Source organism: Aldersonia kunmingensis, assembly GCF_001646865.1.
Lineage (GTDB): Bacteria > Actinomycetota > Actinomycetes > Mycobacteriales > Mycobacteriaceae > Aldersonia > Aldersonia kunmingensis.
The window spans coordinates 1-14,361 of record NZ_LRRB01000136.1 but is presented as its reverse complement, the minus strand read 5'-3'; the positions used below and the strand labels follow the sequence as shown (position 1 = coordinate 14,361).

Sequence of the window (14,361 nt, the reverse complement as noted above, 5' to 3'; positions counted from 1 at the left end):
GTCAATTGCCAGGGCGCGTCCGTGGGGCCGGCCACGCTCCCGTCCCAGCATCTGATAGTGAACGGAACCTCGTCACCCAGCGCCGCGTGAACCAGCGGAGCCACAGTGTCAGCGACCGTCATACGCATCCCCGTCCAACGAAGTCCGGCAGCATCGCGGGCCATCCGGCGACCGCACGCTCGACCATACGGCTTTCGCGTCGACGGACCCGGATAGTTTTCGACCGCGTCGCCGAGGATCCCGCCCGTGCGGCTCAGGGAGTGACTACAACCTTCCCGAGTGCGTGACCGGCACCGACGTGGGCAAGGGCTTCGGCGACCTGGTCGAGCCCATACTTGCGTTCGACGTTGATCGCGACTTCGCCCGCCGCGCACAGTTCGGCGAGAGGCTCGAAGTGGGCCGGCCCAAGCCGCACTGCCAGCACACTGATGCGTCGGCCGGTGGTCCGGCCGACAACAAATCCGGCTATGAGTACCCGCAGCAGGGTGGGGACCGATCCTCCGACGCAGTAGTAGCGACCGCCGGGCAGCAGTGCGCGGTGGTAGGCGAATACCGAACGGGACGCGACCAGATCGAGTATCAGGTCGTAGCGAGCGCGGGTGAAATCCTCAGTGCGGTAGTCGATCACCTCGTCCGCGCCGACCGAACGCATGAAATCGAGCTTGCCGGCGTTGTCGACCGCGGTCACGTGGGCACCGGCCTGTTTCGCGAGCTGGATCGCGAACGAACCGGAGCCGCCGCCACCACCGTTGATCAGGACGCGCCGCCCGGGGCCAGCGCCACGGGTGCCCTGGAGCGCGATCGCGCCAGCTTGCGGGATTGTCGAGGCTTCGGCGAACGTCAGCGCGGATGGCTTCCGGGCCAGGGACTTCTCCGCCGCGATGGCGTACTCAGCAAACCCGCCCTTGAGGTTCAGGTTGTCGCAGAAGACCTCATCGCCGGGCTGGAATCCGGTGACGCCCGGACCCACCTCGTCGACCACTCCGGCGATGTCCGAGCCGAGCGTCCGAATTGCCGGACTGCGCCAACCACCCAATCGGGCGTACGCGGGGCGGCCCCGGAGGCATTCCCAGTCGCTGAGGTTGAGCGACGTCGCCGCGACCTTGATCCGCACCTGCCCGGCGCCCGGTGAAGGAACCGGGACGTCCTCGACTCGCAGCACGTCCGGTGGCCCGTAGGTGTCGTAGACGACGGCCCTCATGGATCCCGACGATAGCTGGGGAGCCGGGCAGGTCGCCGGAATCGGGGTTTGCGCAGGTCACAGACGGCTAATATCTGCCATGGCGGGGGCGTCGATGTCCGGTCAGCTTTGCACCGTCTCAACAAGGGATCGCCGATGGCAGCTCGCCGAGTGGTCAGCCGGGTGACCTACCGGCCGATGGCGGTCGTGATGTGTCTCCTCACCCTGGTCCTGGCGTCGTGCAGTACGTCGGACACGGCCGCATCCGATTTCGCCGGCACCGTCGATGTGGGTGACGGTCGCAGCGTCTTCGTGGAGTGTCGGGGAGAGGGTTCGCCGACGGTGGTCCTCATCGCAGGCAAGGGCAACGGCGCCGAGGACTGGCTGCAAGTGTTGGCTCCCGACGATCCGGCGCATGCTGCCCCCGGCGATGACCTGCCGTGGGGGATGGGACAACTGCAGCGAAGCGATGACGCCGTGTTCCCGTCCGTTGCCGGATTCACCCGAGTGTGTACCTACGACCGGCCCGACGTCCGGATCGACGGGGCCGACCTGACCACACCCAGATCACAGCCGCACACCCTTGATCTGGACGTTGCCGACCTGCACGCGATGTTGAGCACCCTTGGAGAATCCGGACCCTATGTCTTGGTCGCACACTCGTACGGCGGTTTGATTGCGACGCTTTTTGCCCGCCAGTCCCCGCAGACAATCGGCGGCCTGGTGATGGTCGATACCGTCACCGAACTCATGGCAGACGTCGTGAGCCCGGGCAAACTGGCGACCTGGGACGCCACGAACGCAGCGACTTCTCCCCAGTCGCGCGAAGGCGTCGAGCTCATCGACGCGTTCCAGCGGATCAACGCGACGGAGCCCATGCCGAACGTGCCCGCTGTGGTCATGTCGGCCGACAAGCCGTGGCGCACCGATCTGTTGCCTCCCGAAGCCACGCAGGGCGAACAGGTGACGTTCACGGACTGGCAAACCGCCTTGGATCGGCAGTCGACCGCACTCGGAGCCGAGCGCATCGCTGATACCGACAGCGGGCACGACATCTATCTCTACTCGCCGGCGCTTGTCGTCGAGGCAATCCGCGACGTTCTCGACCAGGTCCGAGAGGCGACGCCGACGAGTTCACGATGACCTCATCTGGTGTGCGCACTCTAGACAGTCGGCCCGCTCCGGGAGAACATGGGCCGGGATCGGGGATTGAAGATAGAGCCGGACGGGGCGTCGATTGAATTCTGGGGCCGAGAAACGGCATGTCGCCTACACGTTCTGCCGCTATTGCCCGGCCGCGTGCGGACTGAAGGTGACCGTCGAGGGAAATCGAGTCACCACGATCTTTCCCGACAAACAGAACCCACACACGTACCGCGATTTCTGTGGCAAAGGACGTACGGCCAACCGCCTCATCGAACACCCGCGCCGTATCACCGCCCCGATGAAGAAGGTTGGCCAGACCTATGTGGAGGCGAGCTGGGAGGAGGCGATCACGGACATAGCCGCGCGAATGCGTTCCGCCATCGAGGCGGGCGGACCCGACGCGGTAGGTGCCTACTACGGAAATCCGGCTGGGTTCTCTTCGTCGAATCTGATGTTCCTGAACGGCTGGCTCGACGGCGTCGGCACCCATAACAGGTACGCGGTGGGGTCAGTCGACCAGAACGCTGTGCACGTAGTGGCCGACGCCATGTACGGGTCCATGCTCATGGTGCTGACTTCGGACATCGACAATTGCGATTACTTCTTTATCGTCGGTGCGAATCCCGCTGTGAGCGCATGGAATTGGGTCGAGTCCGCGCCGGGCGGGTGGGCACGGGCGCTGCAACGGCAAAAGGATGGGGCGACCATCGTGGTCGTGGATCCGGTGCGTACCGAATCTGCCGCCAAGTCCGATCTGCATTTGGCGGTGCGGCCCGGACAGGATTGGGCCCTGCTGCTGGCGATGGTGAAGGTCGTGCTCGATGAGGGCCTGTATCACCGCGGCGATTGCGCCGACCTGGTCACGCAGCTGCCCGAGTTGCAGGCGCTCGTCGCCGATGTGGATCTGGACGATCTCGCGACGCGCTGCGACATCCCGGTCGAGCGAATCATCGATGTCGCGCGCGATTTCGCCCGCGCACCGCGCGCGATGGTGGTCACCAGAACCGGGTTGTCGCTGCATGCTGCCGGGACCGTCGCCGAATGGCTGGGTCAGGTGCTCAATGTGATCACCGGTCGCATGGACCGGCCCGGCGGGCGCCGGTTCGAACGAGGCTATGTCGACAGTCTGCGCCTCGTTGATCTGGCCGGCTCTCCCTCGCATACCAGCCGGATTGCGGGACGCGGGCTAGTCGCGGGTGCCCATGCGCTGGCCGAACTTCCCGCCGAGATCACCACGCCCGGTCCCGGCCAGATCCGCGCCATGCTGATCAACTGCGGCAATCCAGTGGTGTCGGGCCCGGACGGCGCGGCCCTCGATGCCGCGTTCGCGGATCTCGACCTGCTCGTGGTCATCGACTTCGTCCAGCGCGAGAGTCATCGTCACGCCCACTGGCTGCTACCTGCGGTGCACTGGCTCGAGCGAGACGACCTCCCGGCGCTGACCAGTGGCCTGAACGATCAGCCGTTCGCCCAGTACGGCGAGGCCGTGGTGGATCCGCCGCAGCAGGCCCGCGAGGAATGGGCGATATTCGTCGACCTCGCACTCGCCATGAAGGCGCCGCTATTTGGTGTGCGCGGGACCAACGGGTTCGTCCGCGCCACTCGCGCGATCGCGCGCGTCTTCGGTCGGCCCGGACTCGCGTTCGGGCCGCACTGGATCAATCGCCTCATGGTCGCGACGTCGCGAAAGATCAACGGGCGCAGGCTCACTTGGCGAACCTTGCGCGCACACCCGCACGGGCTGATACTCGGCCCGCGCGAATACGGCCACTTTCGCGATGCGCTCCGCACTCCCGACAAGCGAATCCGGCTCGCGCCGCCGGAATTTCTCGTGCGCACCAGAGAATTGCTTGCGCAGGTGCCGTCGAGCGCACCCGAGCGGTACCCGTTCGTACTCGGCAACCAGCGCAGGCGACACTCAATGAACTCCTGGCTCAACGAATTACCCGGCCTACACCAATCCGGCAGGACGAACGAGGTTGTCATGCACCACGCCGATGCGGCCGAGTTGGGCATCACCACCGGCGACCGGGTTCGGGTTTGCTCGCCGACGGCCACCATCGAGCTGCCCGCCATGCTCAGCGACCGCCCGCGCCGAGGCATGGTCATTGTCGACCACGGTTGGGGATCACGAATATTCGATCCAAGCGGACAGCATGACCCAGAGTCCTACGGTGCGAATCGCAATCTGCTTGTGGACTCCGCAGCGATCGACCCGCTGTCCCAGACCTCTGCACTCTCGGACGTTTACGTCCAGATCGAGCGTGTTCCCGTCTGAGGACTTCTCGGCGGAGATTCGCCCTGGCGAAATACCGCTCAATGCGGCGGTAATGCGGGGCTGTAGTGATTGAGTGCCCCCGGCAGGATTCGAACCTGCGGCCTTCTGCTCCGGAGGCAGACGCTCTATCCCCTGAGCTACGGGGGCCCACCGGAAGAAATCCGGTGTGCCAGTTGGGCGGGCGCCAGCCTATCGCATGCTTTGTACGGCACCCAAATCGCGACTCGCCCGATTCGGGCCGCCGCTCAGTTCATCGGCAGGGGTTGCGCGCCGCGCTGCAGGAGCATCTGCGTCATCAGCTCGGACTCGCTGGTCTGGGTCTTGACCATGGTGTCCGCGAGGTCGCGCACCACTGCGGTTTCACCGTGTCCGACGGCGGTCTCCATCATCGGCAGGCCGCCCTCGTGGTGACGAAGCATCAGCTGAAGGAACTGCACATCGAGGGCGGTCCCAGTGGCTTGTCGCAGGGCCGCGATCTCAGCGCTTGTCGCCATTCCGGGCATCTTCGGTGCGGTGCCCTCGTCATGTGCGCCCTCGGTGGCCCCATCGTGTGCCTCGGCCGGCATCGACTCGTCGTGCGTCGCGCCTTCGGTCGCCGCATGAGTGTGCTCGTGATCGTGTCCGTCGGCCTGCGACATCCACGCCATGTACTCGCCACCGCTCGGGAGCGACGGCTTGTCCCACAGCGCCAGCCAGCCCTGCATCTGGCCGATCTGGTTCTGCTGCGTGGTGAGGATGTCGTAGGCGAGGTTGCGCACCGCCGGGTCCTGCGACTGGGTGAGCGCGATCGTCGCCATCTCGACGGCCTGGCTGTGATGCACCGTCATGTCCTGTGCGAAGCCGACATCCACGCTGTCGGTGTCCGGCACGGCAACCGTGTCGTCGCCGAGCGGGAGCTTCAGCAGGAACCCGAGCGCGACGCCGATGGCGACAGCGGCGACCAGCGCGAGCACGCTCAGCGCCGTGCGCTGGCTGCGCTTCGCCGGAGGAGTTTCCTCAGCCCCAGCGTCGGCAGGTTCGGGCGTCGCGTCGGTCATGGGAGTCCCTCCGGATGAAAATGCGTGGGCCTGCAGCAGGGCAGGCCCACGCGAGCGGGCTACGGCGTCGGCTGGGCCGGGACCCCGCCAAGGTCGCTCGGCAGGTCGCCGAGTCCCGGGGGCAGTCCGCCCGGCAGGCTGCCGGGCATCTCGCTCGGATCCTGGGCGAGCCCCTCACCGCTCATCGGCACCGCATCCGGTCCGGGCGCGGTGGGATCGAACGGCGGCGGGCTGGCCGGGTCGAACGAACCCGGGATGGTCGAGCAGCTGGCGCCGACCTCCGGGTAGGCGTACTTGTTCTGCCGCATCGCCGCGATGAAGTGGCCGATGCGCTTGTCGTCGGCGCTGTCCACCTTCAGTTGGTGGCCCCACGACTGCACCGAGACCGCCGTGTCGAGGCCCGGGTAGGGCGACATCAGGCTGTACGGCTCGCCATCGACCTTCGCCGCGAGGGCGTCGATATCCGCGGAGGACACCTTGTCGGGGTTGTAGGTGATCCAAATGGCGCCATGCTCGAGCGCGTGCACGGCGTTCTCGGTGCGGATCGCCTCCGGGTAGACCACGCCCGTGCAGGTGGCCCAGACGGCGTCGTGCGGTCCGCCGAAGGGCGGCGACTGGTCGTAGGCGACGCGCTGGTTGGCATTGACGTGCAGTGCGGCCGGGTAGTCGATCTTCACCACGCCGTCGATATCCGACGACGGATCCTGGTTGCTCTCGCTCGGCGTGTACTTCTCCGCCTCGGCCTGCTCCTGGTACTTGGGTACGAGGTTGTAGGCCAACACGCCGATCAGTGCCAGCACGGCAACGACGGCGCCAATCGTGAGCCAAGGAATCTCGCGGCTCCCGGCCATCTTCTTACCGGCGCCGGGGTTCTTCTTGGATGCCGCTTTGATCGCTTTGGCCGATTTCGCGCCTGTGCTCTTGCCTGAGGAGCGATTATCCGGTCGGTTGGGCATCGATCGTCTGCTCTTTCGCCATGGGACATGCGTATGGTCCGGGCGGCGCGCACCGGCACACGCCTGTGCGTTCCACCCGGTGGGCGACCCTACTTTACGTACCGATGCTGAGGGCAACCTGAACACTGCCGCTGGGCACGTGTCGCGTGCAACACTGTCCGCGCAGGTCGCGGGCGGTCCGGGTAAGGGGCCGGCCCGGCCAGACCATAGGATAAGGACTCGTGACTCCTGCTGATCTCGCCGAACTTCTTCGCGGCACCGCCGCGAAAGTGCTGGCCGAACATGGCCTGGACCCCTCCGTGCTACCCGGGGAACTCAAGGTTGAGCGTCCGCGCAACCCTGAGCACGGCGACTACGCGTCGAATATCGCGATGCAGATCGGGAAGAAGGCGGGCGCCAATCCCCGCGAGCTGGCCGGCTGGCTGGCCGACGCGCTGACGGCCACCGACGGTGTGGCAGCGGCCGACATCGCAGGTCCGGGCTTCCTGAACATCCGCCTCGCCGCGTCGGCGCAGGGCGCGATCGTGGCGAAGGTGATCGCTGAGGGGGAGCGGTACGGCAACTCCGACGCTCTGGCAGGCACGAAGATCAATCTCGAGTTCGTTTCCGCCAACCCCACCGGCCCCATTCATCTCGGTGGCACCAGGTGGGCGTCGGTCGGCGACGCGCTCGGCCGCGTCCTCTCGGCCAGCGGCGCGGACGTCACCCGCGAGTACTACTTCAACGACCACGGCGCACAGATCGACCGCTTCGCCCGGTCGTTGATCGCCGCCGCCACCGGCGAGCCGACCCCGGAGGACGGCTACGCGGGCGCCTACATCAACGACATCGCCTCCGCGGTCACCGCCGCGCACCCGGATGCGGTGAACAAGTCCGACGCCGAGCGTCTCGAACTGTTCCGCTCTGCCGGTGTCGAGCTGATGTTCTCCCAGATCAAGAAGTCGCTGAACGAGTTCGGCACCGAATTCGACGTGTACTACAACGAGAGCGCGCTGTTCTCCTCCGGCGCGGTGGACCGTGCCGTCGAGGCGCTGAAATCGTCGAATGACCTGTACGAGAAGGATGGCGCCTGGTGGCTGAAGACCAGCGCCTACGGCGACGACCAGGACCGAGTCGTCATCAAGAGCGACGGCAACTCGGCCTACGTCGCAGGTGACATCGCCTACTTCCAGGACAAGCGGGCGCGGGGATTCGACCTGTGCATCTATATGCTCGGCGCCGACCACCACGGCTACATCGGCCGGCTCAAGGCGATTGCCGCAGCTACCGGCGACGACCCGGCACGGGTCGAGGTGCTGATCGGGCAGATGGTGAACCTGGTGCGCGACGGTGTGCCAGTCAAGATGAGCAAGCGCGCCGGCACGGTGATCACTCTCGAAGACCTCGTGGACGCGATCGGCGTCGACGCGGCCCGCTACGCCCTGGTGCGCAGCTCGGTGAACTCCAGCATCGATATCGACCTCGCGCTGTGGGCCAGCCAGAGCAACGAAAACCCGGTCTACTACGTGCAATACGCGCACGCCCGGCTCTGCTCGCTCGCACGCAATGCCGCCGATCTCGGCGTGACCGCTGCGGATCCGAAGCTCGACCTGCTCACCACCGAGCACGCCGGTGAGCTGATCCGGACGATCGGGGAGTACCCGCGGGTCGTGGCGAGCGCCGCGGAACTGCGTGAGCCGCACCGCATTGCGCGCTACCTCGAGGAACTCGCCGGCGCGTACCACCGCTTCTACGGCGCCGACCGGGTGCTACCGCAGGGCGACGAGGAGGCAGGCGACCTGCACACGGCGCGGCTCGCGCTATGCGAGGCAACCCGCCAGGTTCTCGGCAACGGCCTGGGTCTGCTCGGCGTGACCGCACCGGAGCAGATGTGAGCGCGCATCCGGCCGGGCCACGGCACGCGGAAGCGGCGCACGCACCTACGCTGCCCGAAAAGCCGAGTACTGCAAGTGAAATGACGTACCTGCACGAACACGTCTGGCCGCGCGGTGCAACTCGCGGTGACGACGGTGTGGTCAGCTTCGGCGGTGTGCCGGTGACCGACCTCGCCGAGAAGTACGGCACGCCGCTGTTCGTCCTGGACGAGGACGATTTCCGCTTCCGCTGCCGCGAAATGGTCGCCGCGTTCGGTGCGTCCGCGCATGTGCACTACGCGTCGAAGGCGTTCCTGTGCAGCGAGATTGCTCGCTGGGTGGCTGACGAGGGTCTTTACCTCGATGTCTGCTCCGCCGGCGAACTGGCCATCGCGCTCCACGCCGGATTCCCGGCCGAGCGAATTGCCCTGCACGGCAACAACAAGTCGGTCGCCGAGCTCGAGGCTGCAGTGCAGGCCGGAATCGGCCACGTCGTGCTCGACTCCTTGATCGAGATCGAGCGGCTGGACAAGATCGCTGCTGCCGCGGGTGTCGTCCAGGACGTGCTTGTGCGAGTCACGGTCGGCGTCGAGGCGCACACCCACGAGTTCATCTCCACCGCGCACGAGGACCAGAAGTTCGGCTTCTCGCTCGCCGGTGGCGACGCGATGACCGCGGTTCGTCGCGTCTTCGAGACCGAGCATCTGCGCATGGTCGGTCTGCACAGTCATATCGGCTCGCAGATTTTCGAGGTCGACGGCTTCGAGATCGCCGCGCATCGTGTGATCGGCCTGCTTGGCGAGCTCGTTGCCGAGTTCGGCATCGACAAGACCGCGCAGGTGTCGTTGGTCGATCTCGGCGGCGGTCTCGGTATTTCCTATGTGCCCAGTGACAACCCGCCGCCGGTCGCGGAGCTGGCGGCGGCACTCCGCAAAATCGTGGCCGACGAGTCGGCGCAGGCCGGCCTGCCGACGCCGACACTGGCGGTCGAACCGGGCCGCGCCATCGCCGGTCCGGGCACGGTCACCCTCTACGAGGTCGGCACCGTCAAGGATGTGCGGCTCGGAACGAACACCACGCGGCGTTACGTGAGCGTCGACGGCGGTATGAGTGACAACATCCGCACCTCGCTGTACCAGGCCGAGTACCACTGCGCGCTGATGTCGCGCGACACCGACGCTGAGCCGGTGGTCGCGCGAATCGTCGGAAAGCATTGCGAGAGTGGAGATATCGTCATTCGTGATACGTGGCTGCCGGCTGATGTGGGGCCCGGCGATCTGATTGCCGTCGCGGCAACGGGCGCGTACTGCTACTCGATGTCGAGCCGATACAACCTGCTGCCGCGTCCCGCGGTGGTTGCGGTTCGGGATGGAAAAGCGCGCCTGATTCTGCGTAGAGAGACCGTCAACGATCTGCTTAGCCTGGAGGTAACCGAGTGACCACAGCGAACCGTACTTTCGACGTCGAACGACCGATCGGCGTCGCCGTCCTCGGCATGGGCAATGTGGGCACGGAGGTAGTGCGGATCCTGCGCGATCACGCCGACGACCTGCATTCTCGCGTCGGCGCGCCGGTGGTGCTGCGCGGCGTCGCTGTGCGCAACCTCGATAAGGACCGCGGGCTCCCCGCCGATCTCGTCACGACCGACGCGGAAGCGCTCGTCGCACGCGAGGACGTCGACATCGTGGTCGAGGTGATCGGCGGAATCGATCCGCCACGGGCCCTCATCCTCGCCGCGCTGAATGCGGGCAAGTCGGTGGTGACCGCGAACAAGGCGCTGCTTGCCGACTACACGGGCGAACTCGCCGAGGCCGCCGAGCGCAGCCGCGCCGACCTGTACTTCGAGGCCGCCGTCGCAGGTGCGATTCCTGTGGTGCGCCCACTGATGCAGTCGCTGGCCGGTGACCGGGTGGACCGGGTCATCGGAATCGTCAACGGCACCACCAACTTCATCCTGTCCGCGATGGACGAGACCGGTGCCAACTACTCCGAGATGCTCGCCGAGGCAACGCGGCTCGGCTATGCCGAGGCCGACCCGACTGCCGACGTCGAGGGCTTCGACGCGGCCGCGAAGGCGGCCATCCTCGCCTCGCTGGCCTTCCACACACGGGTGACCGCGGCGGACGTGTACCGCGAGGGCATCAGCAAGGTCACTGCCGACGACTTGGCCATCGCGAGTGCGCTGGGGTGCACGGTAAAGCTGCTCGCGCTGTGCGAGCGGGTTACCGATCCCGAGGGCAAGGAACGCATTTCGGTTCGCGTATACCCCGCGCTCGTTCAGCGCGAGCATCCGCTCGCGACGGTCAACGGCGCGTTCAACGCGGTGGTCGTCGAAGCGGCCAACGCGGGCCGGCTGATGTTCTACGGACAGGGTGCCGGTGGCGCTCCGACCGCGTCCGCGGTGATGGGCGATCTGGTTATGGCCAGCCGCAACAAGTTCTATGGCGGCCGCGGTCCGGGTGAGTCCACCTACGCGAAGCTGCCGATCGCGCCGATGGGGGACACCCCGACCCGCTACCTGGTGAACCTGCACGTCGCCGACCGCCCGGGCGTCCTGTCCGGCGTGGCCGCCGAGTTCGCCTCTCGGGATGTGAGTATCTCCACGGTGCGCCAGGAAGGCGCAGGCGACGGAGCCCGGTTGCTCGTCCTCACCCACCTGGCCACCGACTCAGCGCTCACGGAAACCGTTGCGGCGCTGTCGGAATTGGATTTCGTCATTGCTGTGAACAGCGTTCTGCGATTGGAAGGCACCGAAGAATGATCACCGCTCCCGTGCATCAGCCCTGGCCGGGTCTGATTGAGGCGTACCGCGATCGGCTCGCGATCGGACCGGACTGGGATCCGGTGACGCTCTACGAGGGCGGCACGCCTCTGGTGCCGGCCACCCACTTGTCCGAACTGACCGGCTGCGACGTGTACCTCAAGGTCGAGGGCCTCAACCCGACCGGCTCGTTCAAGGACCGTGGCATGACGATGGCGGTCACCGACGCGCGGGCCCGCGGCCAGCGTGCGGTGCTGTGCGCGTCCACCGGTAACACCTCCGCGTCCGCTGCCGCGTACGCCACGCGTGCGGGCATGACCTGTGCGGTACTGATCCCACAGGGCAAGATCGCGATGGGCAAGCTCGCGCAGGCGGTTATGCACGGCGCCAAGATCATTCAGGTCGAAGGCAACTTCGACGACTGCCTCGAACTGGCCCGGAAGACCACCGCCGAGTTCCCGACCATCGGTCTGGTCAACTCGGTGAACCCGGTGCGCATCGAGGGTCAGAAGACCGCCGCGTTCGAGATCTGTGATGCGCTCGGCAAGGCGCCCGATGTGCACGCGCTGCCGGTTGGCAACGCCGGCAACATCACCGCGTACTGGCGGGGCTACAGCGAGTACTACAACGACCACCTCACCAAGGTGAAGCCGCGCATGCTCGGCGTGCAGGCCGCGGGTGCGGCGCCACTGGTGCACGGCGAGCCGGTGAAGAACCCCGAGACCATCGCCACGGCCATCCGGATCGGTGCTCCGGCCTCGTGGAACAGCGCGGTCGCGGCCAAGGAGGAGTCCGGTGGTGCGTTCCGTGCCGCCACCGACGAGAAGATTCTCGAGGCGTACCGCCTGATCGCGGCAACCGAAGGCGTTTTCGTCGAACCTGCTTCGGCTGCCAGCGTGGCCGGCCTGCTCGCTGCGCGTGCCGAGGGCTGGCTCGACTCCGGGCTCACCGTGGTGTGCACGGTCACCGGGAACGGATTGAAGGATCCCGACACAGCCCTGTCGGGTATGCCTGCGGTGCAACCGATTCCGGTTGACCCGGTGGCAGTGGCGTCCGCGCTCGAACTGGCGTGACAGCGCCGGGGGGATCGATGACGCAAACTTTGCCTACCGGCATCACCGTGACCGCACGGGTGCCGGCGTCGAGTGCAAACCTGGGTGCCGGGTTCGACAGCCTCGGCCTCGCGCTCGCGTTGTACGACGAGATCTCGGTGACCACCACGGACTCGGGTCTGACGATCCGCGTCGAGGGGGAGGGTGCCGACGATGTGCCGTGGGGGCCGTCGCATCTAGTAGTGCGCGCTGTCGAGCGTGGCCTCGAGTCGGCCGGCCTCTGGGCCGACGGCCTCGACGTGGTGTGCCGCAACGCTATTCCGCATTCCCGCGGCCTCGGATCGTCGGCGTCTGCCGCGGTCGGTGGGCTTGCCGCGGCGAACGGGTTGGCCGCGAAGTTCGACCCGTCGATGACGTTGAGCCTCGACCAGCTCGTCCAGCTCGCGTCCGAGTTCGAGGGACATCCGGACAACGCCGCCGCAAGCGTGCTGGGTGGAGCGGTTGTCTCGTGGACCGAGGAGGGCGAGCAGACCGGAAGCCGCCGCTTCCAGGCGGTGCGGCTCCAGGCGCATCCGTCGATTCAAGCGGTGGTATTCGTTCCCGACGAGCGATCATCCACCGCCCATACCCGCGGACTGTTGCCGCAGGTCGTTCCGCATGCGGACGCGGCATTCAACGTGAGTCGCGCGGCGTTGGCAGTTGTTGCGTTGACGGAGCGCCCGGACTTGCTGTTGCCCGCGACCGAGGACCGGTTGCACCAGGCGCAGCGGGCGCCCGCGCTGCCTGCGACAACGAACCTGATCGCGCGCCTCCGTGCCGAGGGGGTCGCGGCGATGGTGTCCGGTGCCGGCCCGACCGTTCTTGCGTTGGTGTCCTCGCCGCTTTCGGACGAGTTGCGCACGAGTGCGGTCGATGACGGCTTCACGGTGCTCGACCTGCCGCTGGCAGACGGCGTCGCAGTCGGCTGACGTCGTATCTCGATTGGTGTCGCGGGCACTGAAATGCCCCAGCCGTTGCTGCGGTTGACCTGGTGTTTTGTCGGAATTGTCGGAGCCGCGGGGCGGCGTGCCTGCCGCCCTGTGGATAACGACCGTCGACGCGCCGCGCCGGGGCGATCCTTGCCGACGTTCACGAATGGGGCTAAAGTGAAACGCGTCCGCACATCGTGCGCTTCAGACGTCGGTTCAAATTCGCAAGCACCAATCTTCTGACTGTTCGGATACCGATCATTCGGGGTGCTCGTGCTGATGGCGTGACCTTCTCCCACCCCCCTTTCGAGGTGGCAGACAGAACCGGTCGACTGGCACCCACAGGTGCGGCACATCCGATTCCAGTACATGAGCTGGAAGGCGGAACGACCCCTCGACTTTGCACAAGGTGAGCGAGGGAAGGAAAGGATCTCCGTGACCGATACGGACCTGCTCGCGACGCCTGTCGCCACCTCTGAGGCCGATTCCTCGGTGAGCCAGGCGAGCGATTCTTCACAGACGAATACCGGGCGCGGGTCGTCGGCCGAGGCGGGTGGCGGGTTGTCCGCGACAAAGCTGCCCGAACTGCGATCCCTCGCCGCACAACTCGGCATCAAGGGTATTTCCGGCATGCGCAAGGGCGATCTGATCGCCGCGATCAATGCGCAGCAGTCCGGTGGTGGCCGCGCGTCTGCGCCGGTCGCTGCCGCAACCAGCACCGCGCAGCAGCCTGCTGCTGCCGCAACCAGCACCGAGGAGCGGACCGCCGCTCCGACCGAGACCGAGGCCCCTGCGGGCAAATCCGGCGATGCCGGCGAAGCCGCCGACGATCGTGGACAGCGCCGCCGTGGGCGACGTGGCGCCACCCGTGAGGCGGGCCAGCCCGCCGGCCAGCAGTCCGACACCGACGAGTCAGCCGGTCGCCAGGACGAGCGTTTCGAGAACGACCGGAGCGCCGCGGACACCCGTACCGAGGGTGCATCCGAGCAGAACGGACAGCCCCAGCGCGGCGAACGCCAGGATCGTGGTGACCGCGGCGATCGTGGTGACCGCGGCGATCGTGGTGACCGCAACCAGGGCGAGCGTCGCCGGGACCGCAACCAGGGCGAAGGCTCCGGTGAGCGCAACCA

At 66.8% G+C, this 14,361-nt stretch carries 11 protein-coding genes and 1 tRNA gene; 8 read left to right on the top strand and 4 right to left on the bottom strand.

Features of this window, described 5'->3' with window-relative positions; genetic code table 11:
- Nucleotides 1-253: 253 nt before the first annotated feature.
- Nucleotides 254-1,201 (bottom strand): NAD(P)-dependent alcohol dehydrogenase, encoded by a 948-nt coding sequence (locus A8G08_RS10755; RefSeq protein WP_068273578.1) that lies wholly within the window; start codon nucleotides 1,199-1,201, stop codon nucleotides 254-256.
- 135 nt (nucleotides 1,202-1,336) lie between these two features.
- Between A8G08_RS10755 and A8G08_RS10750 the strand changes: the two genes are divergently transcribed.
- Both A8G08_RS10750 and A8G08_RS10745 read left to right on the top strand, forming a co-directional pair.
- Nucleotides 1,337-2,323 (top strand): alpha/beta fold hydrolase, encoded by a 987-nt coding sequence (locus A8G08_RS10750; protein WP_068273582.1) that lies wholly within the window; start codon nucleotides 1,337-1,339, stop codon nucleotides 2,321-2,323.
- Between the two features lie 94 nt (nucleotides 2,324-2,417).
- On the top strand, nucleotides 2,418-4,604 hold the full coding sequence (locus A8G08_RS10745; protein ID WP_068273576.1) for a molybdopterin-containing oxidoreductase family protein: 2,187 nt from the start codon (nucleotides 2,418-2,420) through the stop codon (nucleotides 4,602-4,604).
- A gap of 74 nt (nucleotides 4,605-4,678) precedes the next feature.
- Here the strand turns inward: A8G08_RS10745 and A8G08_RS10740 are convergent.
- From A8G08_RS10740 to A8G08_RS10730, 3 genes are all read right to left on the bottom strand, one after another.
- A tRNA-Arg gene (locus A8G08_RS10740) sits at nucleotides 4,679-4,751 on the bottom strand.
- Between the two features lie 98 nt (nucleotides 4,752-4,849).
- Nucleotides 4,850-5,641: a DUF305 domain-containing protein gene (locus A8G08_RS10735; RefSeq protein WP_068273574.1), complete on the bottom strand. Its 792-nt coding sequence runs from the start codon at nucleotides 5,639-5,641 to the stop codon at nucleotides 4,850-4,852.
- Nucleotides 5,642-5,700: 59 nt separating this feature from the next.
- Entirely contained in the window at nucleotides 5,701-6,597 is an 897-nt protein-coding gene (locus A8G08_RS10730; protein ID WP_068273572.1) for a thioredoxin-like domain-containing protein, read from the bottom strand.
- A gap of 221 nt (nucleotides 6,598-6,818) precedes the next feature.
- Here A8G08_RS10730 and argS point away from each other — a divergent pair, with 221 nt between their 5' ends.
- The 6 genes from argS to A8G08_RS27720 all read left to right on the top strand — a co-directional run.
- The gene (gene argS, locus A8G08_RS10725; protein WP_068273569.1) at nucleotides 6,819-8,471 is read left to right on the top strand and encodes an arginine--tRNA ligase; all 1,653 of its coding nucleotides are present in this window, start codon (nucleotides 6,819-6,821) and stop codon (nucleotides 8,469-8,471) included.
- Nucleotides 8,468-9,889, top strand: coding sequence for a diaminopimelate decarboxylase (gene lysA, locus A8G08_RS10720; protein ID WP_068273568.1), 1,422 nt, complete (start codon nucleotides 8,468-8,470; stop codon nucleotides 9,887-9,889). The genes argS and lysA overlap by 4 nt, the downstream gene beginning before the upstream one ends.
- Complete coding sequence (locus tag A8G08_RS10715; RefSeq protein ID WP_084436096.1) at nucleotides 9,886-11,211, top strand: homoserine dehydrogenase; 1,326 nt, start codon at nucleotides 9,886-9,888, stop codon at nucleotides 11,209-11,211. Before lysA ends, A8G08_RS10715 begins: the two co-directional genes overlap by 4 nt.
- A complete protein-coding gene (gene thrC / locus A8G08_RS10710; RefSeq protein ID WP_068273566.1) occupies nucleotides 11,208-12,284 on the top strand; it encodes a threonine synthase in 1,077 nt (358 codons plus the stop codon). Before A8G08_RS10715 ends, thrC begins: the two co-directional genes overlap by 4 nt.
- Before the next feature lie 17 nt (nucleotides 12,285-12,301).
- Nucleotides 12,302-13,231, top strand: a complete 930-nt coding sequence (thrB, locus tag A8G08_RS10705) for a homoserine kinase (protein WP_068273565.1) — start codon at nucleotides 12,302-12,304, stop codon at nucleotides 13,229-13,231.
- A gap of 435 nt (nucleotides 13,232-13,666) precedes the next feature.
- The coding region (locus tag A8G08_RS27720) for a Rho termination factor N-terminal domain-containing protein (RefSeq protein WP_187344460.1) at nucleotides 13,667-14,361 on the top strand (695 nt) is incomplete at its 3' end.